The organism is Pseudomonas sp. IAC-BECa141 (assembly GCF_020544405.1).
GTDB lineage: Bacteria > Pseudomonadota > Gammaproteobacteria > Pseudomonadales > Pseudomonadaceae > Aquipseudomonas.
Window position 1 is genome coordinate 3,790,294 of sequence record NZ_CP065410.1, and the last position, 22,600, is coordinate 3,812,893.

Annotated in this window: 26 protein-coding genes and 1 pseudogene; 13 read left to right on the plus strand and 14 right to left on the minus strand. The window is 61.3% G+C overall.

Going from position 1 to position 22,600, the window contains the following annotated elements; translation table 11 throughout:
* Positions 1-4: 4 nt before the first annotated feature.
* Complete coding sequence (locus I5961_RS17210) at positions 5-418, minus strand: response regulator (RefSeq protein ID WP_085699232.1); 414 nt, start codon at positions 416-418, stop codon at positions 5-7.
* Positions 419-606: 188 nt separating this feature from the next.
* Here I5961_RS17210 and I5961_RS17215 point away from each other — a divergent pair, with 188 nt between their 5' ends.
* On the plus strand, positions 607-1,548 hold the full coding sequence (locus tag I5961_RS17215; protein WP_227232919.1) for a class I SAM-dependent methyltransferase: 942 nt from the start codon (positions 607-609) through the stop codon (positions 1,546-1,548).
* A 5-nt stretch (positions 1,549-1,553) separates the two neighbouring features.
* Here I5961_RS17215 and I5961_RS17220 read toward each other — a convergent pair whose 3' ends face one another.
* Positions 1,554-2,327 (minus strand): helix-turn-helix transcriptional regulator, encoded by a 774-nt coding sequence (locus tag I5961_RS17220; RefSeq protein WP_227232920.1) that lies wholly within the window; start codon positions 2,325-2,327, stop codon positions 1,554-1,556.
* A 112-nt stretch (positions 2,328-2,439) separates the two neighbouring features.
* On the opposite strand from I5961_RS17220, the pseudogene I5961_RS17225 reads away from it, so the two are divergent.
* Both I5961_RS17225 and I5961_RS17230 read left to right on the plus strand, forming a co-directional pair.
* A pseudogene (locus tag I5961_RS17225) lies at positions 2,440-3,543 on the plus strand (polyamine ABC transporter substrate-binding protein).
* 40 nt (positions 3,544-3,583) lie between these two features.
* Positions 3,584-4,702: a P1 family peptidase gene (locus I5961_RS17230; protein WP_227232921.1), complete on the plus strand. Its 1,119-nt coding sequence runs from the start codon at positions 3,584-3,586 to the stop codon at positions 4,700-4,702.
* Positions 4,703-4,952: 250 nt separating this feature from the next.
* Here I5961_RS17230 and I5961_RS17235 read toward each other — a convergent pair whose 3' ends face one another.
* The gene (locus tag I5961_RS17235; protein ID WP_227232922.1) at positions 4,953-5,579 is read right to left on the minus strand and encodes a TetR/AcrR family transcriptional regulator; all 627 of its coding nucleotides are present in this window, start codon (positions 5,577-5,579) and stop codon (positions 4,953-4,955) included.
* Positions 5,580-5,734: 155 nt separating this feature from the next.
* On the opposite strand from I5961_RS17235, the gene I5961_RS17240 reads away from it, so the two are divergent.
* The gene (locus I5961_RS17240; protein ID WP_085699226.1) at positions 5,735-6,175 is read left to right on the plus strand and encodes a hotdog fold domain-containing protein; all 441 of its coding nucleotides are present in this window, start codon (positions 5,735-5,737) and stop codon (positions 6,173-6,175) included.
* Between the two features lie 67 nt (positions 6,176-6,242).
* Here the strand turns inward: I5961_RS17240 and I5961_RS17245 are convergent, their stop codons facing one another.
* The gene (locus I5961_RS17245) at positions 6,243-6,929 is read right to left on the minus strand and encodes a GNAT family N-acetyltransferase (protein ID WP_085699225.1); all 687 of its coding nucleotides are present in this window, start codon (positions 6,927-6,929) and stop codon (positions 6,243-6,245) included.
* Between the two features lie 182 nt (positions 6,930-7,111).
* On the opposite strand from I5961_RS17245, the gene I5961_RS17250 reads away from it, so the two are divergent.
* Positions 7,112-7,339, plus strand: coding sequence for a YXWGXW repeat-containing protein (locus I5961_RS17250; RefSeq protein ID WP_085699224.1), 228 nt, complete (start codon positions 7,112-7,114; stop codon positions 7,337-7,339).
* A gap of 6 nt (positions 7,340-7,345) precedes the next feature.
* Here I5961_RS17250 and I5961_RS17255 read toward each other — a convergent pair whose 3' ends face one another.
* Both I5961_RS17255 and I5961_RS17260 read right to left on the minus strand, forming a co-directional pair.
* Positions 7,346-7,903 carry a YceI family protein gene (locus I5961_RS17255; protein ID WP_085699223.1) on the minus strand — a complete coding sequence of 186 codons (558 nt, stop codon included), beginning with the start codon at positions 7,901-7,903 and terminating at the stop codon, positions 7,346-7,348.
* Between the two features lie 91 nt (positions 7,904-7,994).
* Entirely contained in the window at positions 7,995-9,350 is a 1,356-nt protein-coding gene (locus I5961_RS17260; RefSeq protein WP_085699219.1) for an MATE family efflux transporter, read from the minus strand.
* 148 nt (positions 9,351-9,498) lie between these two features.
* Here I5961_RS17260 and I5961_RS17265 point away from each other — a divergent pair, with 148 nt between their 5' ends.
* A complete protein-coding gene (locus I5961_RS17265; RefSeq protein ID WP_085703211.1) occupies positions 9,499-10,065 on the plus strand; it encodes a chorismate mutase in 567 nt (188 codons plus the stop codon).
* Between the two features lie 126 nt (positions 10,066-10,191).
* Positions 10,192-10,671 carry a phage infection protein gene (locus I5961_RS17270; RefSeq protein ID WP_227232923.1) on the plus strand — a complete coding sequence of 160 codons (480 nt, stop codon included), beginning with the start codon at positions 10,192-10,194 and terminating at the stop codon, positions 10,669-10,671.
* A gap of 138 nt (positions 10,672-10,809) precedes the next feature.
* Here I5961_RS17270 and I5961_RS17275 read toward each other — a convergent pair whose 3' ends face one another.
* Complete coding sequence (locus tag I5961_RS17275) at positions 10,810-11,196, minus strand: c-type cytochrome (RefSeq protein ID WP_227235617.1); 387 nt, start codon at positions 11,194-11,196, stop codon at positions 10,810-10,812.
* A 57-nt stretch (positions 11,197-11,253) separates the two neighbouring features.
* Positions 11,254-12,585, minus strand: a complete 1,332-nt coding sequence (locus I5961_RS17280; RefSeq protein ID WP_227232924.1) for a PLP-dependent aminotransferase family protein — start codon at positions 12,583-12,585, stop codon at positions 11,254-11,256.
* An 89-nt stretch (positions 12,586-12,674) separates the two neighbouring features.
* Here I5961_RS17280 and I5961_RS17285 point away from each other — a divergent pair, with 89 nt between their 5' ends.
* The gene (locus I5961_RS17285; RefSeq protein WP_227232925.1) at positions 12,675-13,568 is read left to right on the plus strand and encodes a DMT family transporter; all 894 of its coding nucleotides are present in this window, start codon (positions 12,675-12,677) and stop codon (positions 13,566-13,568) included.
* A 3-nt stretch (positions 13,569-13,571) separates the two neighbouring features.
* On the opposite strand, the gene I5961_RS17290 is transcribed toward I5961_RS17285, so the two are convergent.
* Positions 13,572-14,393, minus strand: coding sequence for an AraC family transcriptional regulator (locus I5961_RS17290; protein WP_085699199.1), 822 nt, complete (start codon positions 14,391-14,393; stop codon positions 13,572-13,574).
* A gap of 134 nt (positions 14,394-14,527) precedes the next feature.
* Between I5961_RS17290 and I5961_RS17295 the strand changes: the two genes are divergently transcribed.
* Positions 14,528-15,052, plus strand: coding sequence for a carboxymuconolactone decarboxylase family protein (locus I5961_RS17295; protein WP_085699197.1), 525 nt, complete (start codon positions 14,528-14,530; stop codon positions 15,050-15,052).
* Positions 15,053-15,178: 126 nt separating this feature from the next.
* On the opposite strand, the gene I5961_RS17300 is transcribed toward I5961_RS17295, so the two are convergent.
* On the minus strand, positions 15,179-16,624 hold the full coding sequence (locus I5961_RS17300) for a SulP family inorganic anion transporter (protein ID WP_085699195.1): 1,446 nt from the start codon (positions 16,622-16,624) through the stop codon (positions 15,179-15,181).
* A 174-nt stretch (positions 16,625-16,798) separates the two neighbouring features.
* Here I5961_RS17300 and I5961_RS17305 point away from each other — a divergent pair, with 174 nt between their 5' ends.
* Both I5961_RS17305 and I5961_RS17310 read left to right on the plus strand, forming a co-directional pair.
* Positions 16,799-17,095 (plus strand): hypothetical protein, encoded by a 297-nt coding sequence (locus I5961_RS17305; RefSeq protein WP_085699193.1) that lies wholly within the window; start codon positions 16,799-16,801, stop codon positions 17,093-17,095.
* A 75-nt stretch (positions 17,096-17,170) separates the two neighbouring features.
* Positions 17,171-17,716, plus strand: a complete 546-nt coding sequence (locus I5961_RS17310; RefSeq protein ID WP_085703217.1) for a hypothetical protein — start codon at positions 17,171-17,173, stop codon at positions 17,714-17,716.
* 52 nt (positions 17,717-17,768) lie between these two features.
* Here the strand turns inward: I5961_RS17310 and I5961_RS17315 are convergent, their stop codons facing one another.
* Both I5961_RS17315 and I5961_RS17320 read right to left on the minus strand, forming a co-directional pair.
* A complete protein-coding gene (locus I5961_RS17315) occupies positions 17,769-18,383 on the minus strand; it encodes a hypothetical protein (protein ID WP_085699189.1) in 615 nt (204 codons plus the stop codon).
* A 117-nt stretch (positions 18,384-18,500) separates the two neighbouring features.
* Positions 18,501-18,959, minus strand: a complete 459-nt coding sequence (locus tag I5961_RS17320; protein ID WP_227235618.1) for a GNAT family N-acetyltransferase — start codon at positions 18,957-18,959, stop codon at positions 18,501-18,503.
* A 124-nt stretch (positions 18,960-19,083) separates the two neighbouring features.
* Here I5961_RS17320 and I5961_RS17325 point away from each other — a divergent pair, with 124 nt between their 5' ends.
* Positions 19,084-19,725, plus strand: a complete 642-nt coding sequence (locus tag I5961_RS17325; protein WP_227235619.1) for a TetR/AcrR family transcriptional regulator — start codon at positions 19,084-19,086, stop codon at positions 19,723-19,725.
* Between the two features lie 57 nt (positions 19,726-19,782).
* Positions 19,783-20,055 carry a DUF3630 family protein gene (locus tag I5961_RS17330; RefSeq protein ID WP_227232926.1) on the plus strand — a complete coding sequence of 91 codons (273 nt, stop codon included), beginning with the start codon at positions 19,783-19,785 and terminating at the stop codon, positions 20,053-20,055.
* 121 nt (positions 20,056-20,176) lie between these two features.
* Here I5961_RS17330 and I5961_RS17335 read toward each other — a convergent pair whose 3' ends face one another.
* Complete coding sequence (locus I5961_RS17335; protein WP_227232927.1) at positions 20,177-20,710, minus strand: cysteine hydrolase family protein; 534 nt, start codon at positions 20,708-20,710, stop codon at positions 20,177-20,179.
* Positions 20,711-20,775: 65 nt separating this feature from the next.
* Positions 20,776-22,503 (minus strand): gamma-glutamyltransferase, encoded by a 1,728-nt coding sequence (ggt, locus tag I5961_RS17340; protein ID WP_085703221.1) that lies wholly within the window; start codon positions 22,501-22,503, stop codon positions 20,776-20,778.
* Between the last annotated feature and the right edge of the window lie 97 nt (positions 22,504-22,600).

Here is a 22,600-nt window from a genome sequence, read left to right on the forward strand (position 1 = left end):
CGCTTCAGTGCAGCCGCGGCGCCTTGGATTTGAACGCACCGTCGACGCAATCGAGCAACTGCCCGATGGCCCAGGGCTTCTTGATGAACGCCACCGGATGCTTCACGCCCGAGGTTTCCGGTGTTTCATAGCCGGACATGACCATCACCGGTTTGTCCGGCCAGCGATCACCGACCAGATTGGCCAGGTCGGCGCCGTTAAGCGTGCCGGGCATAGTGATATCGGTCAGCAACAGCGCGACTTCCGGCGCGTGCTCCTCCAGGTATTGCGACGCCGCATCGGCGCTGGTCTGCGGCTCTACCTTGAAACCTTCCTCCTGAAGAATTTCGCACAGAAACTCCAGAATCAACGGATCGTCTTCCACTACCAGAATCAACCCGTCAGGAAGGTGCGCGCTCGACGACGGAACTGGACACATGAACTGGCACTCCCTGAACAACATGAACATTTTCAGCGGATTGAACCCGCTGCTTATCTGGTATGAGCGACACCTTGTACAGAAATTCATTTTAGATACAGGTCTTTTCGATAACGTCGGTCGGCGAGCCCTCGTCACGGCCTGTTTGTGGTTAAAATGCCCGCCCTTTTGCTGGCCGATTCCGATTGATGAACCCTCAAGCCCTCGCCACTCTTCACACCCATCTGCTCACGGCGCTGACGTCGGCACCGACCGAAACCCGGCGCCTGTTCCATGGGCGCGGACGTTGCTGGCCGGGGCTGGAGCAAGTCACCGTGGACTGGCTGCAGGGCGTGGTGCTGGTGTCGCTGTTCAAGGAGCCCGAGGCTTCGCAGCTGGAAGACCTTAAACGTCTGTTGCTGGAGATCACCGATTCAGAGCAATGGCAGCAATCCGGCGCCCATACTTTGTTGATCCAGCACCGTTACTTGCCGCAAAGCACCGCCGAATGGCTGCTGGGGGACGAGATCGACGAAATGACCATCGTCGAGGGCGGGTTGAAATACCGCGTGGACCTGGGCCGCAAGCAGAACGCCGGGCTGTTCCTCGACATGCGTTATGGCCGCAACTGGGTGCGCGAACAAGCGGCGGGCAAACGGGTGCTGAACCTGTTCGCCTACACCTGCGGCTTCTCGGTGGCGGCCATCGAGGGCGGCGCCAGCCATGTAGTCAACCTCGACATGTCCCGCGCCGCCCTGAGCCGGGGCCGCGACAATCACCGGTTGAACGGGCATGACCTGAGCAAGGTGAGTTTCCTGGGCCATGACCTGTTCAAATCCTGGGGCAAGGTGATCAACAGCGGCCCGTACGATTTGGTGATCATCGACCCGCCGTCGTTCCAGAAAGGCAGTTTTCTGCTGACCAAGGATTACCGGCGTGTGCTGCGTCGTCTGCCGGAACTGCTCACCGCGCAAGGCACGGTGCTGGCGTGCATGAACGATCCTTCGTTCGGTTCGGACTTCCTGATCGACGGCGTAACCCAGGAAGCGCCAAGCCTGCGCTTCGAGCAAAGGTTGGAGAATCCGCCGGAGTTTCCCGATGTCGATCCTGAAAGCGGCCTGAAGGCGCTGCTGTTCAAGCAGATCGGCTGACCCCGTCAGCGCGGGCGCAATACCAGCGCAAACAACTCGCCATGCCCGGTGACGTTGAGCTTGTGATAGAGATTGCGCCGGTGCACCTTTACGGTCTCCGGCGAAATGTTCATGTGCTGGGCGATCGCCTTGCTGGAAAAGCCCTGGAGAATCAGGCGCGCCGTGTCGATTTCGCGCACAGTCAGGCGGGCGTCGAAGCGGTCGAGCAGCGCCGCAATATCACCGACCGGCGCCTCGACCGCTGCGCCTTGCGGCGGCATCAACTGCACATGCCGGCGCATCGCTGACAGCACCCAGTCCCGCACGCAGAGCAGGCGCCCCTGCTCCTGCAAACTGAACGCCGTCGAGCGGCCCATCGACAAGCCCAGCACGCCGTCATCGAGATTGACCAGAAATTGCAGCTCATCCGCGCCGACCACCGAACGGAAGTAGCTCTGGTAGTACTCGCTGTGCAGAAACTGGTCCGGCGCCACGGCCGCGAGGCTGTGCAGACCGTCGGCGATCCCGGCGACGGCGGCCTGATAGAACGGATCAAGCAGGTACATGCCGGCACAGTAACCGGCCAGTTCTTCCTGCTCGTCGGCGCGACCCTGGCTGTCGAAGTCGATCAGCAATTGCGGCGCCCGCCCCGCCTGCATCACCGCCACCAGCGCATTGTCCAGCGGCACCAGCAACCGCAGCGTATCCACCAGCGCCCGCCAGAAACCGTCCTGACCGACCGTTGCGAACACCCGCGACAGGCTCTGATGCACCGGCAATTCCTGCAGCAACGCGTCCACGCACTACCCCTTTTGAGTAACCCATGATGGGAATGGGTGCGGTGCGGCCCGCCCGATAGGCTGACCACTCCTGTTCATCACCGGCCTGCCAACAGGCCAGGAGTGCCGCATCATGCGTGGTCATCGTGGGTATATCAACCTGGGGCTGATGGGCGTTTTGTCCGCAGCGCTGAGTGCGCAGGCGGCCGATGCGCCGAGCGTGCATGTCTACAACTGGTACGACTACATCGGCCCGAACACCCTGCATGACTTCAAGCGTGACAGCGGTATCGAACCGGTCTACGACACCTTCGACAGCGCCGAGGTGCTGGAAGGCAAACTGATGACCAGCCGCAGCGGCTACGACGTGGTGGTGGCGAGCAACTTCAGCCTGCCGACCCTGATCAAGGCCGGCGCCCTCGCCCCGTTGCCCCGCGAACAACTGCCGGGCTGGAAGAACCTTGACAACGATCTGCTCGGCAAACTGGCCAACAACGACCCCGGCAACCAGTACGCCGTGCCGTATCTGTGGGGCACCAACGGCATCGGCTACAACGTCGACAAGGTGCGTGCCTTGCTGGGCGACAAGGCGCCAGTGGATTCCTGGGATCTGGTGTTCAAGGAAGAAAACCTGGCCAGGCTCGGCGAATGAGGCGTGGCGATGCTTGATTCGCCGTCGGAAATGCTCCCGGTCGCGCTGCACTACCTCGGCCTGCCGCCGAACAGCACCAACGCCGCGGACTATCAGAAAGCCGAAGCGCTGCTGCTGAAACTGCGCCCGCACATCGCCTATTTCAATTCCTCGAAATTCATCAGCGATCTGTCCAACGGCAACATTTGCGTGGCAGTCGGCTGGTCCGGCGCGATGCTCGAAGCCAAGACCAACGCCGAGCAGGCCGGCAACGGCGTGAAAATTCAGTACAGCCTGCCGAAGGAAGGCGCGCCGGTGTGGTTCGACACGCTGGTGTTGCTCAAGGACGCGCCGCATCCGGCTCAAGGTCTCGCGTTCATTGACTATTTGCTGCGGCCCGAAGTGATTGCGCCGGTCAGCGATCACCTTTCCTACCCCAATGGCAATCGCGCCGCCACGGCACTGGTTGCCCGGACCACTCGCGACAACCCGGCGGTTTACCCGTCCGCCACGGCGATGGCCACGTTGTACACCCTCGAGCCATTGCCCAAAGCCACCGAGCGAGTGCGCACGCGGGTCTGGAGCAAGATCAAGAATGGCCAGTAACAACTGTTCAAATCACTGCCTTCCAATAGAGAGAACATCAATGAAACCACGTGCCCGCGATCTCCATATCCGCATCGGCCAATTGCAGCCCGGCCCGCTCAACGCCATCACCGACGTACCCGGCGTACGGGTCGGCCACAGCAACGTGCGCGGCCGCAGCGCCAGCGGTCGTGACATTTGCACCGGCGTCACCCTGATCGAACCCCGCGTCGGTTCGACCAACGCGCAACCGTGTTTCGCTGGCGTTCATGTACTCAACGGCAACGGCGATGCCACAGGGCTGGAATGGATTCGTGAGGCCGGCCTGCTGACCAGTCCGATCGCCTTCACCAACACCCACAGCCTGGGTGTGGTGCGCGATGCCTTGATCGAACTGGATCGCGAGCAGCAACCGGACGACGGTCGGCTCTACTGGAACATGCCGGTAGTGCTGGAAACCTTCGATGGTCTGCTCAACGACATCAACGGCTTTCATGTGCAGCCCAGACATGTGGCCGAAGCGCTGAACAATGCCGTTGACGGCCCTGTGCAGGAAGGCGCGGTGGGCGGTGGCAGCGGCATGATCTGCCATGAATTCAAGGGCGGGATCGGCACCGCATCACGCCGATTGAGCAAGGCTCAGGGTGGCTGGACGGTGGGCGCCATCGTCCAGGCCAACCACGGGATTCGCAGCGAGTTGCGGGTCGACGGCTACCCGGTCGGGCGTTACATGGAACAGGCGGATTCGCCGTTCCTGCGCGCTTCGTTGCCGCATCCGGGCATGGGCTCGATCGTCGTGTGCCTGGCCACCGATGCGCCGTTGCTGCCGCATCAATGCACGCGGCTGGCGCAACGGGCGAGCCTCGGTCTGGCGCGCACCGGCGGCGGCAACGAGGATCACAGCGGCGACATTTTCATCGCCTTCGCCACCGGCAATGATCATGTTCCGCCCGCCGCCTATGAAGGCAAAGGTGCACCGATCTGCGACGGCCTGCGCATGGTCAACAACGACCACATCAGCGAGCTGTTTCTGGCGGCGACCGAGGCGGTGGAAGAAGCGATCATCAACGCCTTGCTGGCCAGCGACAGTACCGAAGGCAACGGGCATTCGGTGCCGGGGCTGGATGCTGCCACCCTGCTCGCAGCCCTCGAAAAAGCCGGCTGGCCGGGCGCTCGCTGACACGCTGATGCCCCTGGGGTGGAGGGAGCCGCCCGCGCCTCAAATGCAGGTGACTGACGGTACTTGAGCACATAACCTCACCTTCCTACGATGGAGTTACGCAATCGCCTGGGCCACCAGGCTGCTGCGTAGGTGCGGGTGCTCTGAACCCCAATCAAGCCCGCACCTGGCTTCATGCGCATCTTGAGCCTCGCGGGCTCTACTTCCTCCCCATCAAAGAGTCTTGAGGCTCTTTTTTTGTCTCTGAAAATCAGCGTTCGGGTTCGCGACGGATCGAACGCCATGCGGCCTGGGCCAGCAATTCGCGATACGCCTTCGGGCTGCCCTGCACTCGCCCGGACAGCCACGCCCGGCAATAGCTGTCGGCCTGACCGACGATCAGCGACGGCAACAGTTCGGCCGGGCACTCGTTGAGTTCAGCGGCGCGTCCGGACTCGGCCAGCCAGTTGCGCAGGCCCAGATTGCGGGTCTTGTTGCGCTCGGCCAGTTCATCCTTGTGCGGGCCCCGGGTCACGGCATAACGCGCGTGATACTGGAACCGCGCCCATTCAGGCTGGTTCTCGACCCAATCCACGTAGCTGTAGACCAGCGCCTGCACGCCCTCTTCGGTGGTCGTCGCCTGCGCCAGATAGGCGTCACGCAGGCGCGCCTGATCCTCCAGCGCGGTGAAGAACAACGCGGCCACCAGTCCTTCCTTGTTGCCGAAATGGTGGTAAATCGCCCCGACGCTGGTGTCGCACTCGGCACGGATCATTTCGATGGTGGTGGCCTCGATGCCTTGCTCGTTGAACAGGCGCAAGGCCTTGCGAAAGATGTCGCGCTTGAGTTCGGCGCGGCGGCCGGGGTAGCTGCGTTCGAGTAGATCTGCGGTGTCCATGGGCGTTGAAAATCCGGGTAAAGGGCACATCGGTGCCGGTCATCGAAACGCGCACAGGTTGACAGATTTCCCGCGGACAGAATACCGTTCCGTTACAGAACATTATTCTGTAACGGAACATCATTCTGTAAATTTCTAACCGCGAGGCTTCTTCCATGAGTCAGTTTCTCAGCATGTTCAACAGCGTCGGTTCCCAGGCGTTCAGCCAGATGGCCTGCCAGGTCGCGCCGTACTTCAGCACCATCAACCCGCTGGTGACTGAATTGCGCGCCGGTTCGGCGCAAGTACAAGTGCCGTTTCGCCGCGAGATCACCAACCACCTCGGCACCGTGCATGCCATCGCCCTGTGCAATGCCGCCGAACTGGCGGCCGGGATGATGACCGACGTGTCGATTCCCGCCGGCGCGCGCTGGATTCCCAAAGGCATGACCGTCGAATACCTGGCCAAGGCCAAGACCGACGTGACCGCCGTGGCCAATGGCGACGGGCTGGACTGGCAGACCGAAGGCGACAAGATCGTGCCGGTGGATGTCCATGATGCCGAGGGCAAGAAAGTGTTTACGGCGCGCATCACCATGAACGTGAAACTGTCCTGATATCACCGGCACAAAAAAGCCCTTGCTGCGCTGATCGCAACAAGGGCTTTTGCCGTTTCGAAGAGAATCAGTGAACGGTCAGGCGCTGGCGGACAAATTCTTCAGTGCGCCGAGTGACCTGATCCAGATGCCGGTCGCGCTGTTTCTCCGCATCGAGCATTGCCCGTTTGCCGTGTTTTTGCAGCAGGTAGGTGTGGATTTGCTGCACTTCCAGTGAGCGGTAGATCGGTGTGGTGTCGATGAAACCGCGCAGCCCGTTGCTGCGGTAATGCCGGGTGCTCATCAGCACCTGCGTCTCCAATCGACCCAGCACTTCAAAGCCCAGCGCCTCGAAATACGGCACCTTGCCGACGCTGCAGGTCAACTCGGCATGGGGGTAACGCGCCACCATGTCCGCGATCAACGAACGGCCCACGCCCTGACGCCGATGCCCCTCGCGCACCGCCAGATAGGCCACGTTGCACGCCTCCCAATCGCCCTGCACCGGCAGGTACAACAGGAAGCCGGTCACCTGCTCCGGATCATCGTCGTCGGTGGCCACCAGCAGTTCCACTTCTGTGCCCTTCTCGCCGTTCAATGCCTCCAGATACAGATGCACCTCGTAGCCCACCGCGTACTGATAGACGTTGTACAGCAGGTTGCTCGGGCCGAGGCCGATGGCACTGATGTCGGTCAGGTTATCGACCACCATCTGCAGGATCTGGCTGTTGACACCTTCGGGGCATGGGGATTTGTAGTGGGTGATGCGGGGCATGGCGGGCGGACTCCAACGGTAAAACACAAGTTGCCGCGCAGCTTTAGCGACCGGCGAACCGCGACATCATACCTTGTGCAAGCCTGACAAAAATTTCATCTGCCCGAGAACGGACTTTTCGCCGATTTGGCGTCCAATTTTCAGCTGCTTTGATTTCCCGACGCAGGCCTTGAGGAGCTGTCATGAACGTTCCGCGTTCCCCGAAAACCATGAAACCCTTGCTCGCTGCCACGCTGGTGGCAATCGCTTTGTCAGGCTGTGTCGTCGAACCGGCTCGCCCGCATCGGCCACCCCCGATCGTCGAAGTGGTTCCGGCAATGCCTGCGCCGGGCTATCACTGGGTCGCCGGGCATTACCGCTGGGCCGGCAACCAATGGCGCTGGATGCCGGGGCACTGGCGGGCGTATTGAGGCCGGTCACTGCGCGGGGGTAACGACCTTGAACTTGATGTCGATATCCTTCGACACCACGGTATCGGCCCACTCCCCCGCGCCGAGGCCGAACTCGTCGCGCTTGAGCACCAGTTCGCCGTCGAAGATGCCGATGCTGCTGTCGGGCTTGAGCTGCACCGGCACCTGCACCTCCCGGGTGATGCCTTTGAGGGTGAGGTGGCCGTCGACCAGATAACGGTTGTCCCCGGCCGGGCTGAAGCGGGTCGATTCGAACACTGCCACCGGGAATTTTTCGGTGTCGAACCATGCCGGTTTCACCAGTTCGGTGTTGGCGTCTTCACTGCCGGCGTCGATGCTGGTGAGGTCGATGTGCAGTGTGGTGCGGGCACTGGCGAGGTTGTCGGTGTCGAAATCCAGCGTCGCGTCGAACTTGCCGAACGTGCCGTACATCCGCGAGCCCATCTGGTTGTAAGTGAAACTGATCTGGCTGGCGGTGGTATTGACCCGGGTGTACTCAACCGCCTGCGCGGCAGGGACGACGATCAAGCAACACGCGGCCGCCAACAACAATCGAATCGACATGGAATGCTCCGGCGCCCGATGGGTCTCGAATGACTTAAGCAAACATCCGGCGGTTACGCCAGCCTCGCCAATATCTACCCGGATCGCTTCATCACACCAATCGCTCGATCTTCTGATGCTTCCAGACCCGCGTGTAATACAGCGTCTGCAACACCAGCATCCCCAGATACGCGATCGGAAACGCCATCCACACGCCCTGCAGACCGAACTGCCCGTCCAGCCAGTAGGCCGCCGGCAATTGCACGCCGAGCACGCAGATGATCGCCACGCCCACCGGCACCAGCACCGTGCCGCTGGCGCGCATGATGCCGCCGATGATCGCCTGGAAACCGAAGATCAGCAGGCTCCACAACATGATGTGCAACAGGTGTTCGGCCATCGCCCGGGTCGAGTCTTCGGTCAGGAACAGCCCGAGCAACCAGTGCGACAACAGGTAACCCGACAGGATCAGACCACCGGTCAGGCACACGTTGATCCACAGCCCGGTGCGCAGGATCGGGCCCATCCGCTCCAGCCGTCCGGCGCCGATCGCCTGGGCGCCGAGGATCGACGCGGTGATCGCAATCGACAGCGCCGGAAACTGCACGTAGTTGACGATCTGCGTGACCGCGCCATACGCCGCCGTCGCCTGCGAGCCGTGCTGGTTGACCAGCGCCAGAATCACCAGCTCCGACAGCGACAGCACGATCATTTGCACCCCGGTGGGCAGACCGATACGCAGCACTTTGCCGAGAATCGCGCCGTCCAGTCGCAGCGACGCGAAAAACTCGCGATCCGGCGCCAGCGGATGGCCCTTGCGGATCAGGCTCCATGACAGCCACGCCATCGCCGCCAGCGTTCCGGCCAGGCCTGCGAACGCCGCGCTCTGAATGCCCAGTTGCGGCAGGCCGAACCAGCCACGAATGAACGCCGGGGTCAGCGCCAGCCCGACAATGGTCGACAATAACAGCGCCAGCATCGGCGACAGCGTGTCGCTCACCCCACGCAACAACTGGGTGAACAGCACGTACACCAGCACAACCGGCAAGGTCCACATCATCACCCGGGCATAGGCCACCGCATCATCCAGCACATCCGTCGGCGTCCCCAACCCCTGCAAGGCCTGGCGCGCAAACACACTGCCCAGCACCGCCGCCACCAGCCCGATCAATACCCCCAGCAACAGCGTCGCCCCGGCAATCGCCTTGACCATATGCGACTCACGCGCCCCCCACGCCTGACCGATCAGCACCCCTGCCCCGGCGCCCAGTCCGATGACCAGCGCGATGAAGAAAAAGATGATCGGAAACATGCCGGACACCGCCGCCAGCGCCTGCGTGCCGAGCATCTGGCCGATGTAGATGCTGTTGACCGTGCCTGACATCGATTGCAGGAAGTTCGACAGCACCATTGGGGCCAGGAACAGCAGGTAGGTTTTCCAGAGGGGGGAATGAGCGGGGGTTTGCATTGAGGATCCATCTCGGGGCAGGAGCTGATGACAGAGTCTAAGGTATGCAATGCCGTTCAGGTCGTACCCGTTTGCATTAAAACTTCGTAATCTGCACCTCGACCCATCTGCATAGTCTTTCCATCACGACAGGAAGTGAATCCCTCCCATGCGCCGTTCCCCGTTTCTGCTGAGCTGCACTTTATTGACTGTACTGGCGTCGACTGCCCACGCCAGCCCTGCGCCCTCGCCCGAGGTAGTGCAAGGATTGATGAACACCCTGAACGAACGCCTGAACATCGGTGACCTCGTCGCCCTGACCAAATGGGACAGCGGCAAGCCGATCCAGGACAGTCCCCGTGAAGCGCAGGTGCTCGACAACGCGCGCAAGCTCGCCACCGAACGCCAGCTCGACCCGGAAGACGTCGCGCAGTTGATCGCCGCGCAGATTGAGGCCAACAAACTGGTGCAGTACGGTTTGCTCGCACAATGGCAAGCGGCCGGTGCGGCGCCCGATACGCCGCGCCCGGATCTGGGCAAGCAGATTCGCCCGCGTCTGGATGAGTTGCAAACCCGTCTGTTGCAGCAATATGCCGACTTCACACCCTACCGCCACGACCCGAACTGTCCGGCGTGGCTGGCCAAGGCGCGCACCGGTCTGAGTCGTGATGCACTGCATGATCTGGCATTGATCCGCGCCACCGGAGAGCTGTGCATTCGGCCGCTGGCGCCCTAGAACAAGGGTCCTGGCATTCATTGCTGGCGTCGATAGTCACCATCACGTCAATGAAGTTCTCATAAAAAATCCGCGGCGTAACATCCGCTCCATACCCAACAAACAACACCCCTGGAGCACACGATCATGAAACGCCAAATCCTTCTCGGCATCGCTTTCTCGGTTCTTGCAGTCAACGCTTTTGCAGCCAAACCCGCCCACACCATGATCGCCGAAGGCGGTTCGGACCGGTTGATTGAAAGTCGTGTGGCTGAGGGTGGTTCGGATCGTTTGATCGAACGTCGCGTTGCTGAAGGTGGCGCTGATCGTCTGATCGAACGCCGTGTGGCTGAAGGTGGCGCTGATCGACTGATCGAACGTCGTGTGGCTGAAGGTGGCGCTGATCGCCTGATTGAACGTCGCGTTGCTGAAGGTGGCGCTGATCGCCTGATTGAACGTCGTGTGGCTGAAGGTGGCGCTGATCGCCTGATTGAACGTCGTGTGGCTGAAGGTGGCGCTGATCGTTTGATCGAACGCCGTGTGGCTGAAGGTGGTGCTGATCGTTTGATCGAGCGTCGTGTGGCTGAAGGTGGCGCTGATCGCCTGATCGAACGTCGCGTTGCCTGAGTCCAACGCTCTAAGGCTGCACAAACAAAAAGCCCGGCCTGATCAGCCGGGCTTTTTCACGTCCAACCGGTGCTTACTGCACCGTTTCAGTTTGATCACGTCACCGAAGATTCTGGTGTTGTAACCGGTCAGCCGCGACTACTCGGACTGAAATGTCTGCAAATACGCCAACAAATTATCAATCTTCTCCTCGTCACTCAGCCCCCAAAAGATCATCCGAGTCCCCGGCACCACGCCCTTCGGATCTTTCAGATACTTCGTCAACGTTTCACGATCCCAGGTCAGGCCGGAGTTTTTCATGGCGTCGGAGTACACGTAATTCGCCGACGTCCCCGCTTGGCGGCCGATGATGCCGTTGAGTTCCGGGCCGAAGCCCGGGCGGGCGGATTCGCCGACCTGATGGCAACCGCCGCACAGGCGCGGGAAGATGTTTGCGCCGGCCTCGGCGTCACCGGCTGCCAGTGTCGGCGTGCTGAAAAGGCCTGCGTTGAGGATCAGGGCGAGAGCGAATGCAGCGTTTTTCATCAGGGGTTTTTCCAGATCGTCGGCGGCGCCAAGGGTAATCGGGCGCGGCAAGTTGCGCTACAGGTAGGCGCCCACCACCTGACGGACTTTGAGCAAGGCTTGACGCAGGACAAGCATGTCCACCGACCCCAGCGCCAGACGAATTGCGTGGGGCACATGGGCGGACACAGTGAAGGGTTCTGCGGTGGTGACGGAAACCTGTTCGTGCATCAACTCGACCACGATATGGTCGGCCCGGACATCTTCCGGCAGCGGCAGCCAAAGAAAATACGAAGAGGGATGGCCCACGGTCGGCAGGCCGTCGAGGATCTGCGCGGCCAGGGTTTGCCGGGCCCGAGCGTCGCTACGCTTTTGTGCTTCGAGCAAGGTGACGGTGCCGTCGTCCAGCCAGCCGCAGGCGATGGCGGTCATCACGCCAGGCGTGTTCCAGGTGGTGGCGCGGATGATCCGCTCCAGTGCCGCCACCCGCTCGATCGGCACGGCGATGAAGCCTACGCGCAGGCCGGTGGCGATGTTTTTCGACAGGCCTGAAACGTAGACCGTGCGCTCCGGTGCCAGAACCGCCAACGGGGGCGGTGGGGTATCGACAAGAAAGGCGTAGGCAGCGTCTTCGATGATCGTCAGATCATGCCGGCGGGCAATCGCGATCAAGTCCTCACGTTGCTCCAGAGGCATCACCCAGCCCAGTGGATTGTGCAGGGTCGGCATGCTGTACACCGCACGCACCGGGCGCTGGCGGCAGAGTTTGTCGAGGGCCGCCAGATCGGGGCCCTGCTCATTGACGGGAATCGCCACCACTTCAAGGTGCAGCGCTTCGGCCAACACTTTGAATCCGGAATAGGTCAAGGCGTCAGCGGCGATCACATCACCGGGTTTGAGCAAGGCCATCAGCGTCACCGCCAGCCCTTGCTGGGCACCGTTGACGATCAGCACCTGCTCGGCCTCGACATTCAAGTCCCGTGTCTGCAGGTGTCGTGCCACCGAGGCCCGCTCATGCTGGCGACCGGCGTGGGGCTGGTAACGCAGCAGCGCTTCGAGGTCGCCGGACAACGCGAGTTGCCGCAACGCGGTGCGCAGCAGCTCGGCCTGCCCCGGCAATGACGGGTAATTGAAGTTGAGGTCGATCATGCCGACCGCGATATCTTTCTGATCGATGCCCTGCCCCGGCAACAACGAGGTTTCCCGCACGAAGGTGCCGCGCCCGGCTTCGCCGCTGACCAGACCCATGGCCTCAAGCTCGGCATACACCCGCGACGCGGTAACCAGCGCCAGTCCTTCGCTGGCCGCCAGTTGTCGGTGAGTCGGCAAACGCGTGCCGGGCAGCAGGCGACCGGCACGAATGTCAGCCGCATAGGTGTCGACGAGGGTTTTGTAACGGGAGCGCGGCATGTCGGGCTGTATCCATGACAATTCTTTGATTGTGCTGATTCTCGACCCTAGGATTGTTGCAACGCAACCCACCTCTGAGCGCAACGCGTATGGAACGAACCACCCAATTCGGCACCCCGGCGCTGGAAAAAACCAGCGGCTGGATCAACGGCTTCATCGGCGTTGTGATCTTCAGCGGGTCGTTGCCGGCCACGCGGCTGGCAGTGCTGGAATTCGACCCGGTGTTTCTCACGGTCATCCGCGCAACCATCGCCGGCGTCCTGGCGTTATGTCTGCTGTGGCTGTTTCGCGAACGGCACCCGGCGCGGGACCAGTGGTTGTCATTGCTGATTGTCGCGCTGGGTGTGGTCGTGGGTTTCCCGTTGTTGACGGCCCTGGCGCTGCAATACGTAACGTCGGCGCATTCCATTGTGTTTGTAGGATTGCTGCCGCTGGCGACGGCAATTTTCGGCGTACTGCGCGGCGGTGAACGACCGCGTCCGGTGTTCTGGATTTTTTCGGTATTGGGCAGTTCGCTGGTGACGGGTTTTGCGATCTCGCAAGGACTGACCGCCTCGCCCACCGGCGATCTGCTGATGCTGGCGGCGATTCTCGCCTGCGGCCTCGGTTACGCCGAAGGCGCCAAACTGTCGCGCACCCTCGGCGGCTGGCAGGTGATCTGTTGGGCGCTGGTGCTGTCGTTGCCGGTGATGGCCATGCTGAGTGTGTGGCTGGCGCCCGCCTCGCTCAGCGGTATCAGCCTGTCGGCGTGGGTGAGCCTGGCCTACGTTTCGCTGTTCAGCATGCTGATCGGTTTTGTGTTCTGGTATCGCGGGCTGGCGCAGGGCGGGATTGCGGCGGTCGGACAGCTGCAATTGCTGCAGCCGTTTTTTGGCCTGGCACTGGCCGCGACCTTGCTCCATGAGCACGTCAGCGCGGGCATGCTGGTGGTCACGCTGGGGGTGATCCTGTGCGTGGCCGGGGCAAAGAAATTCGCCAGATAGTTTTCAGCTTGCGCCGGATTTCCATTCCCGCGGGCTGAGCCCGGTCTTGCGCCGAAACGCCCGGGCCAGCGCCGAGGGACTTTCATAACCGACCTCTTCGGCGATCAGGGCAATCGGTCGTCCCTCGCGCAGGCGTTTCTGCGCGAGGCTGATCCGCCAATTCACCAGATAATCCACCGGCGTCTGCCCCACCACCCGCCGAAAGTGTTCGGCGAAACCGGCGCGGGACAGGTTGGCGGCACTCGCCAGTTCAGCGACGCTCCAGGCCTTGGCCGGTTGGTCGTGCATCAGGTTCAAGGCTCGGGAAATCTTCGGATCCGCCAGTCCCGCCATCATGCCCGGCTGCTGGTGGCGACTGCTGATGAGGTGGCGCAACAACAGAATCACCAGCAATTCGAATAGCCGATCCATCACCGCTTCGCGCCCGCAATGGCCATCGAACGCTTCCTTGAACAGCCACTCCAGGGTGTTGGCCATTTCGGGAAGGTCGGCGAGTTTCAGCACCAGATAATCCGGCAGCGCTGCCGCGAGGGCATTACCCGCGCCGCCGTCGAACGTCAGCGATGCGCACACCAATTGCGTGCCCATGGCTTCGTTGGCGAACAAGCGATGGGCCATGGGGCGGGGGAAAAAGATCAGGGTCGGTTCATTGAGCGAGATTTCAGGATCATTGCCCGGTTTGAGCAGCAGCTCCCCCGCCTGCAACAGATGCACATGCCCGCACACCTGATCGCCGCCGTAGGCGCTCACCCCGCAAAACGTGCCGCTGTGAAAGGTGCCGGCATTGACGCCGAAATGGCTGAGTAACGTAGAAAGGCGATCCATGACTGATTCTCGCAACGACAGGTTTGGACGGTCTGTCGCATATCCTCGACGATTTGCACCCAAAGCACCAGCCGCGTTCCGTAGCATTCACTCCATCCCCGGCGCACTTCGCACCGGACTTTTGGAGAATCACCATGAGCCGCATCGCCCCTCTCAGCCTCGAAACCGCCACCGACGCCACTCGCCCGACACTTGAAGGCGTGCAGAAAAAAATCGGCTTCCTGCCCAATATGTTCAAGACCCTGGCCACCGCGCCCGTTGCGCTGGATGCCTACGTACAAATCTCGGCAACCTTGGGCAAAACGTCCCTGAGCGCCAAGGAAAAAGAGGCGGTGTATCTGGCCACCTCGCAAGTCAACGGTTGCGATTATTGCCTGGCGGCGCACACCCTGTTCGCCAGCAAGGCCGGGCTGGCAGCAGAGGAAATCATCGAAGCACGTCACGGTCGATTGAATGCTTTTGCCACCCTCGCCCATCAACTGACCGAAACCCGTGGTCATCTGAGCGATGAACAGATCGCCGCCGCCCGCGCTGCCGGCATCGACGACAAGAAGATCATCGAAGTGATCGCCATCGTCGCCGCGCAGACCCTCACCAACTACCTGAACAACGCGGCGCTGACCGACATCGATTTCCCCGCCATTGAAAATCCAGCGTAATGCAAAAAACTGTGGGAGCGAGCTTGCTCGCGATGGCGGTGGATCAGTCGGCATCTTTGTCGATTGATACTCCGCTATCGCGAGCAAGCTCGCTCCCACATTGAATTTTGTACTGCGTAGGACGCGTCAGTCGTGATCGACCCCGGCGCGTTTCAGCAACTTCTTGCAGCGCTCGGACAGGTGAAACACCTGCAACTGCTTGCCGGCCTTGGCGTAGCGTTCACGCAGGGTTTTCAGCGCCGCGATGGCCGAGTAATCGACGAAGCTCAGGTGCCGGCAATCCAGCGTCACCCGCTGCGGGTCGTTGGCCGGGTCGAACTGATTGAGGAACGGCGTGGTCGAGGCAAAGAACAGCGTGCCGTGCAGGCGATAGAGTTTGCTGCCGTCCGCTTCCAGATGTTCGTCGGCGTACAGCTCGCGCGCTTGCTGCCAGGCAAAATTCAACGCCGCGATAATGATCCCGCACAAGACCGCCGTGGCCAGGTCGGTGAACACGGTGATGGTCGTTACCGCGATGATCACCAGCACATCGTTGAGCGGCACTTTGTTCAGCACCCTCAATGACGCCCAGGCGAAAGTCTGTTGCGACACCACGAACATCACCCCCACCAATGCCGCCAGCGGAATCCGCTCGATCAGCGGCGACAGAAACAGGATGAACAGCAGAATCAACACACCCGCCACTACGCCGGACAAGCGTCCGCGTCCGCCGGAGCTGAGGTTGATCACAGTCTGGCCAATCATTGCGCAACCACCCATGCCGCCGAACGCGCCGGAGACTACGTTTGCCGCGCCCAGCGCCACACACTCGCGATCCGGGTAGCCACGGGTTTCGGTGATTTCGTCGGTGAGGTTGAGGGTCAGCAGGGTTTCCAGCAGGCCGACCAGCGCCATCAGAATCGCGTAAGGCGCGATGATGCGCAGGGTGTCCAGCGTCCACGGGATGTCCGGCAAGGCGAACGTCGGCAAGCCGCCGGCGATGTGCGCCATGTCGCCGAGGGTACGGGTCGGCAGACCGAGCACATAAACCAGCAAACCGACGCCGAGGATCGCCACCAGCGCCGGCGGCACAGCCCGGGTCAGGCGTGGCAATACATAGACGATGGCCATGGTCAGCAGCACCAGCCCGGTCATCAGGTACAACGGCGTGCCGCTGAGCCACTGCTCACCGCTCTTGAAATGCTCCAGTTGCGCCAGCGCAATGATGATCGCCAGACCGTTGACGAACCCGAGCATCACCGGGTGCGGCACCATGCGCACCAGTTTGCCCAGTCGCAACAGACCGAACGCCATCATGATCAAACCGCCGAGCAATACCGTCGCCAGCAGATACTGCACACCGTGCTGCACCACCAGCGCGACGATCACCACCGCCATCGAACCGGCGGCCCCGGAAACCATGCCCGGCCGGCCACCGAACAACGCGGTCAACGTGCAAATGATGAAGGCGCCGTACAGGCCCATCAGCGGATTGAGATGAGCCACCAGCGCAAACGCAATGCATTCGGGCAACAGGGCAAACGAGGTGGTGAGTCCGGCCAGGACATCGGCGCGCAGACGAATCGGTTTCATGGCTTACCTGACAGAGCGGCCGACGGGCGCGGCCGCATGCATTTGCGCAAAAGAGCGCTGCGGAAAAAGAGGGTTGCGGATGTTACGCAAATGCACCGGCGTGGGCCAGTGATCGCTGACATCCGCTGGCGTGCGCTCTATGCTGACGCGCTGTTTCAGGCTATGGAGCCCAGGATGCCGACCGAATTGACCAGCCGCGAAGTGTGCCAGCGATTGCGCGATGCCGCGTTGGGCGTGTGTACCTTGCGGGTGACGAGCGCGCGAGCGGATCGGGTGTCGGTCGAAATCGAAGGCTGGCGTTTGCAGCTGGACTTCGACGGCCAGCGCCTGCATCACTGCGCTGATTGTTTTTGCCCGGACGGCCGCCAATGGACCCTCGACACCCGGCAGCGTTTCGGCACCGATCCGGTGAGCCTGTTAAGTACCTGGGAACTGGCGCAGATCGAGGGCTTGTTGCGGCAACGTGAATGAGGCGGCGAAGACAGTTGCCCAATGATGGCACTCTGCCCATAATTCGCCCCCCTCTTCTACGCGCAAGGAACTGCCGTGAAAAAATCGCTGCTGTTGGTCCCGCTGTTTGCTCTGCTCCTGCAAGGCTGTGGCATGACCATGACCCGCTACGAGCCAAGCTTCGACAACGTTCAAAAGCTCAAGCAAACCCCGCCGCTGCACGCGATCAGCAATCCGCAGGTCACTGCCGAATCGGGCGAAGGCTCGTTGATGGTCCGCGCCAACCCGATCAAGTCGCCGACAGGCAGCATCCCGGCGCATATCCAGGACGCAATCACCGAAGAACTGCGCAAGGCCGGTCTGCTTGATCCGCAGGCGACGCGTCATCTGCAAGTGCTGGTGGTGAAAAACCAGTTGAACGCCGGTATGGGCACAGGTGACGGCACCATCGCTGCGCGCTTCACCCTGCGCAATGGCAACGATGTGGTGTACGACGCCACCAAAGATGTCAGCCATCAGTGGAACAGCAGCTTTTTCGGCTTTATCGCGATCCCCAACGCGACCAACGCCTACAACCCGATGCTGCAGGACTTGCTGAAGAATCTGTACAGCGATCCACAGTTCATCCAGGCCCTGAAGTAAGGGCAAAAAAAGAGCCGCGATTGCGGCTCTTTTTTTGCTGCTGTCTCGTGCGTCAGATACCCGAATATTTCGGACGGTTGCTGTCGGCCCACTCCTTGAGCAACGCATTGACCTGCCGAGTGAACGTATCGGTCACCGCCGCTTTCGGCGTATTGAACGCCAGCGGAAGGAACCAGATGCCCATCCAGGTGCCGACCGCGTCATGGTTGCTGGCGGTGGACAACGGCTGGCCTTGCTGATCGAGAGTTTCCAGGCTCATGGTGTATTGGTCGGTGGCGTAGGCCGGAATGATCGTCATGCTCAGGCCACTGATGAACGCCAGCACCATCTGACCGCCATTCGGTGGATGGTTGTACATTTTCAGACGCAGACTGTAGTCACCTGGCTGCTTCTCGAACTGGTCGAAGGTGACACGACCGAACAAACCGGAATCCTTCAGGACGGTTTGCAATTGCGGTTTGAGCATCTCCCGAGCTTGCGGCATTTCCACGGCGGAAGCGCTTTTCGGCTCGCCCTGGTAGAAGTCGAAATCCACATAGACATTTGGCTTGTTGGCATAGCTGGCCATCGATGGCAGCGTGACCGGGGCCACTTCGTCCTTGGTGAAACTGGCACAGCCACCCAGCGCGAGCACCAGACCCAGCGCAAGGATTTTCCCGAATTGCATGATGTCGTCCCTAAAATGATATCAAAGAGCCTCCATTGCGGAGCGCCGGGGGCGGATTCTAGTGATGGTCTACGTTCGGGGAAAGACCTGATTCGGGAAAAACCTGAAAAAGCCGATTCAGCTTTGACGCAAATCGAGGGTGTACGTGTAATAGGCCGTATCACGCACCCAGCCAAGTGATTCGTACAAACCCTGGGCGGTGAAATTGTCGGTGGCGGTTTCCAGCACCAGCCCTTTGGCGCCGGTATTGACGGCAAAGTCGCGGGCGGTGTTCATCAATAGCCGCCCGACTCCACGGTCCCGAGAGGCCGGCGTGGTGAACAGGTCGCTGAGCAGCCAGGTGCGATGGGCGTCTATCGAAGAGAACGTCGGGTATAGCTGGACGAATCCCAGCGCCTCACCACTTTCATCCTCAACCAGAAAAATCGCCGATTCATTGCCGGTCATGCGCTCGGCGATGAAGGCCCGCGATTGCTCGAGATTTGACGGCTGGCCATAAAAACCACGATAGGCGTCGAACAGCTTCGCCACCGCGTCGAGGTGAATCGTCGTGGCGCGCAGTGCCTGAAGGGGCATTGTCATTTTCCTGAGGTTACCGAAACTGATACCAGCATAGCGCTGAGGAACAAGTTCGCTGGCCCAATCGCTATATAGTTTTGTATATTGCGAACCCGCAATGGCCAGACCCTTCATGCCGTCCATGAGCAGCATCCGCGAACGCAACCAGCAACTGATCCTGGCCGCCGCCAGCGAGGAATTCGCCGCCAACGGCTTCGACGCGACCCAGACCCGCGACATCGCCGCTCGCGCCGGTGTACCCAAAGCCAACCTGTATTACTACTTCCAGAGCAAGGAAAACCTCTACGGCAAAGTGCTGCTCGGCTTTATCGAACCGTTGCTGGAAGCCTCGGCGGTACTGCGCGAAAGTGACGATCCGCTGATCGGCCTGCGCGCCTACGTCGCCGCCCGCATCCGCATCGCCCGCGAATATCCGGCAATTGCCAAAGTGTTCAGCGGCGAGTTGCTGCTCGGCGGTCGCCAACTGCCCGACGAATGCCGCGACCTGCTGCACGGCGAAGCCCGGCGCAATGTCGAGTGCCTGCGCAGCTGGATCGACCGTGGGCTGCTGGCGCCGGTCGCTCCCGAGCATTTGATGTTGTTCATCTGGTCGGCGACGCGCACCTACACCAACATTGGCTGGCAGATGGGGCGCATCACCGGGCGGGAAGTGCCGCAGGATGAGGACTATGCGTTGGCGGCGGAGACGATTACGCGGTTGGTGCTGAGCGGTGCGGTGTCCGAGCCGGTGAGCGATGTTCGCAGGTTGATGTTTGCGACTTGATTTCAGGCGGTCGCAATATGCCTTCGCTTATTCCCGACGTCATTCAAGGAGCAACACATGGCCGAGTCAGATATTCACTTGTCGGGCAGTTCGGACACAGAATCCTTCAAGCGCATCGCCGATGAGCTCCAGCAGACGCTGAGCGGAACCTGGACAACCCAGGCCAGCGGTCTGGATCAGTGTTACTGGGACCTGGCAGTCGACGGTCAGGTGATCACCCTTCACCTGGAGCATCACCTGGGGATCATGTTGCTGGTGGAGGACGCGGATCCGCAGTGGGTAGAATCGGAGCGGTTTCAGGCCGTGGTGCGGCGGTTGCAAATGGCGTGATTCACACGCGTCAGTGTGGGAGCGAGCTTGCTCGCGATAAGGGCAGCACATTCAACATCATCGGTGACTGAACGAATGCCATCGCGAGCAAGCTCGCTCCCACAATGACTGTGATAACCCATCAGAACGTAATCTGGGCCGCCGGCTTCACATCGATCCGCGCCACGGAACCGCTCAGATGCGCCCAATCCTTGTTGTACTCGGCGATGATGTCTTCGGCGCTCATGTTGCCGTTGTCGACCGTCGTATGGGCGTCGGCCGCCAGTTCCACGTCGTACCCCAGCTGGTGGGCCTGACGCACGGTGGCGTTGACGCAGTAATCGGTTTGCATACCGCAGATCACCAGGCGGTCGAAGTCCTCCCGGGGGATCAGTTTCTGCAGGTTGGTCTGGTAGAACGAGTCGTTGGCAGTCTTGTCGACGCGCACATCGCCGGGCGCGGTTTCCAGTCCTTCAGCCAGTTGCCAGCCTTCGGCACCGTGAGCGAACGGGCTGTCCTTTTCGCTGTGCTGGATCAGCACCACCGGAATGCCCGACTTGCGGGCGCGGGCGCTGAGGCCGTTGATGGTGTCGATTACCCGCTTGGCGTCGTGGCACTCGTACTCGCCTGCGCACAGGGCGCGCTGGACATCGATGATCAGCAATGCGGTGGTCATGGTGAGCCTTCCTTGATCGGTCCTTGAGACAGGGGCGGACGTGTGCCCGCCCCTTTTTACTCCGCTCAGTAACCCAATGACAACCCGGTGTTGCGCCGTGGATCGTTGGCGCCGTAGAAGCGGTTCTTGCCGACCGGTTTGCCACCCAGCGACGGTGCACCGACCAGAATCGCGGCGATATGGTTGGCGTCCTGCGGCCCGGCGAACTTGTGGCCCCAGCTCTCGAGGATCTTCTTCGTGTCGGGGCTGGCGGCGAAGTCTTCGAGATTGGTTTCCTCCGGCATCCACTGCTGGTGGAAGCGCGGCGCGTCGACCGCCTCCTGCAGGCCCATGCCGTAGTCGATGACGTTGAGCATGGTCAGCAACGTCGCGGTGATGATGCGACTGCCGCCCGGCGTACCGACCACCATCACCACCTTGCCGTCCTTGGTGACGATGGTCGGGCTCATCGATGACAGCGGCGCCTTGCCCGGGGCGATAGCGTTGGCTTCACCCTGCACCAGGCCGTACATGTTCGGCACGCCGACCTTGGAAGTGAAGTCGTCCATTTCATCGTTGAGGATCACCCCGGTCTTGCTCGCCATCACGCCCGCGCCGAACCAGTCGTTGAGGGTGTAGGTGACCGAGACCGCGTTGCCCCATTTGTCGACGATTGAGTAGTGCGTGGTGTTGCTGCCTTCATGAGGTGCGACACCGGGTTTGAGCTCCGCCGACACGCCGGCCTTCTGCGGCTGGATCGCGTTACGCAGTTTGGTTGCGTAGTTCTTGTCCAGCAGGTGCTCGATCGGGTTTTTCACAAAGTCCGGGTCGCCCAGGTAGCTGTTGCGATCCACGTACGCGTGGCGCATCGCCTCGATCTGGTAGTGCATGCCCTGGGCCGAATGGAAGCCCAGATCCTTCATCGGGTAGCCTTCGAGAATGTTCATGATCTGGCAGATCACCACCCCGCCGGAGCTCGGTGGTGGTGCCGACACAACGTGGTAGCCACGATAGTCGCACTCCACCGGGGCCAGTTCGCGGGTCTTGTATTTGTCGAGGTCGGCCTGGGTGATGATGCCCTTGTTGGCCTGGCTGGACGTCACGATGGCGTCGGCCACCCAGCCTTTGTAGAAGCCATCGGCGCCTTTTTCGGAAATGGTGCGCAGGGTTTTGCCCAGATCCTTCTGCACCAGTTTCTGCCCGACCTGCATCGGCTCGCCGTTGCTCAGGAAGATCGCGCCGGAATCCTTGATGTCCTTCTTGAACACGTCGGTAGCGTACTCCAGCAGTTCGACGTCGCCCTGTTGCAGCTCGAAACCTTCTTCCGCCAGTTTGATCGCCGGGGCAATCATGTCCTTGCGCGGTTTGGTGCCGTACTTGCTCAGCGCCAGCTCCATGCCGGACACGGTGCCCGGAACGCCCACCGCGAGGTGGCCACGGGTACTCAGGTCCGGAATGACGTTGCCGTCCTTGTCCAGGTACATGTTGGCCGTTGCGGCCAGCGGGGCTTTTTCCCGGAAGTCGAGGAAGGTCTTGCGTCCGTCCGCCAGTTGAATGGTCATGAAACCACCGCCACCGAGGTTACCCGCCGCCGGGTAAACCACCGCCAGTGCATAACCCACGGCGACCGCCGCATCCACCGCGTTGCCACCACTTTTCAAGACGTCGACGCCCACGTGAGTGGCCAGGTGCTGGGCGGTGACCACCATGCCGTTTTCGGCGGCAACCGGGGCAACCGAAGCGGCGTGGGCCATCAGGCAGCTCAGCGCCAATGAGGTCGCAATCAGCGATTTGGCAAAAGGTTCGTACTTCATGAGTCGGTCTCTTCTTTTTATAAGGTAGGAAAGCGCTTCAAGAGCATCAGCCAGTATGGTCGCGTTTACGGTTTGCGCCTCCCCGATCCGGCAGTAT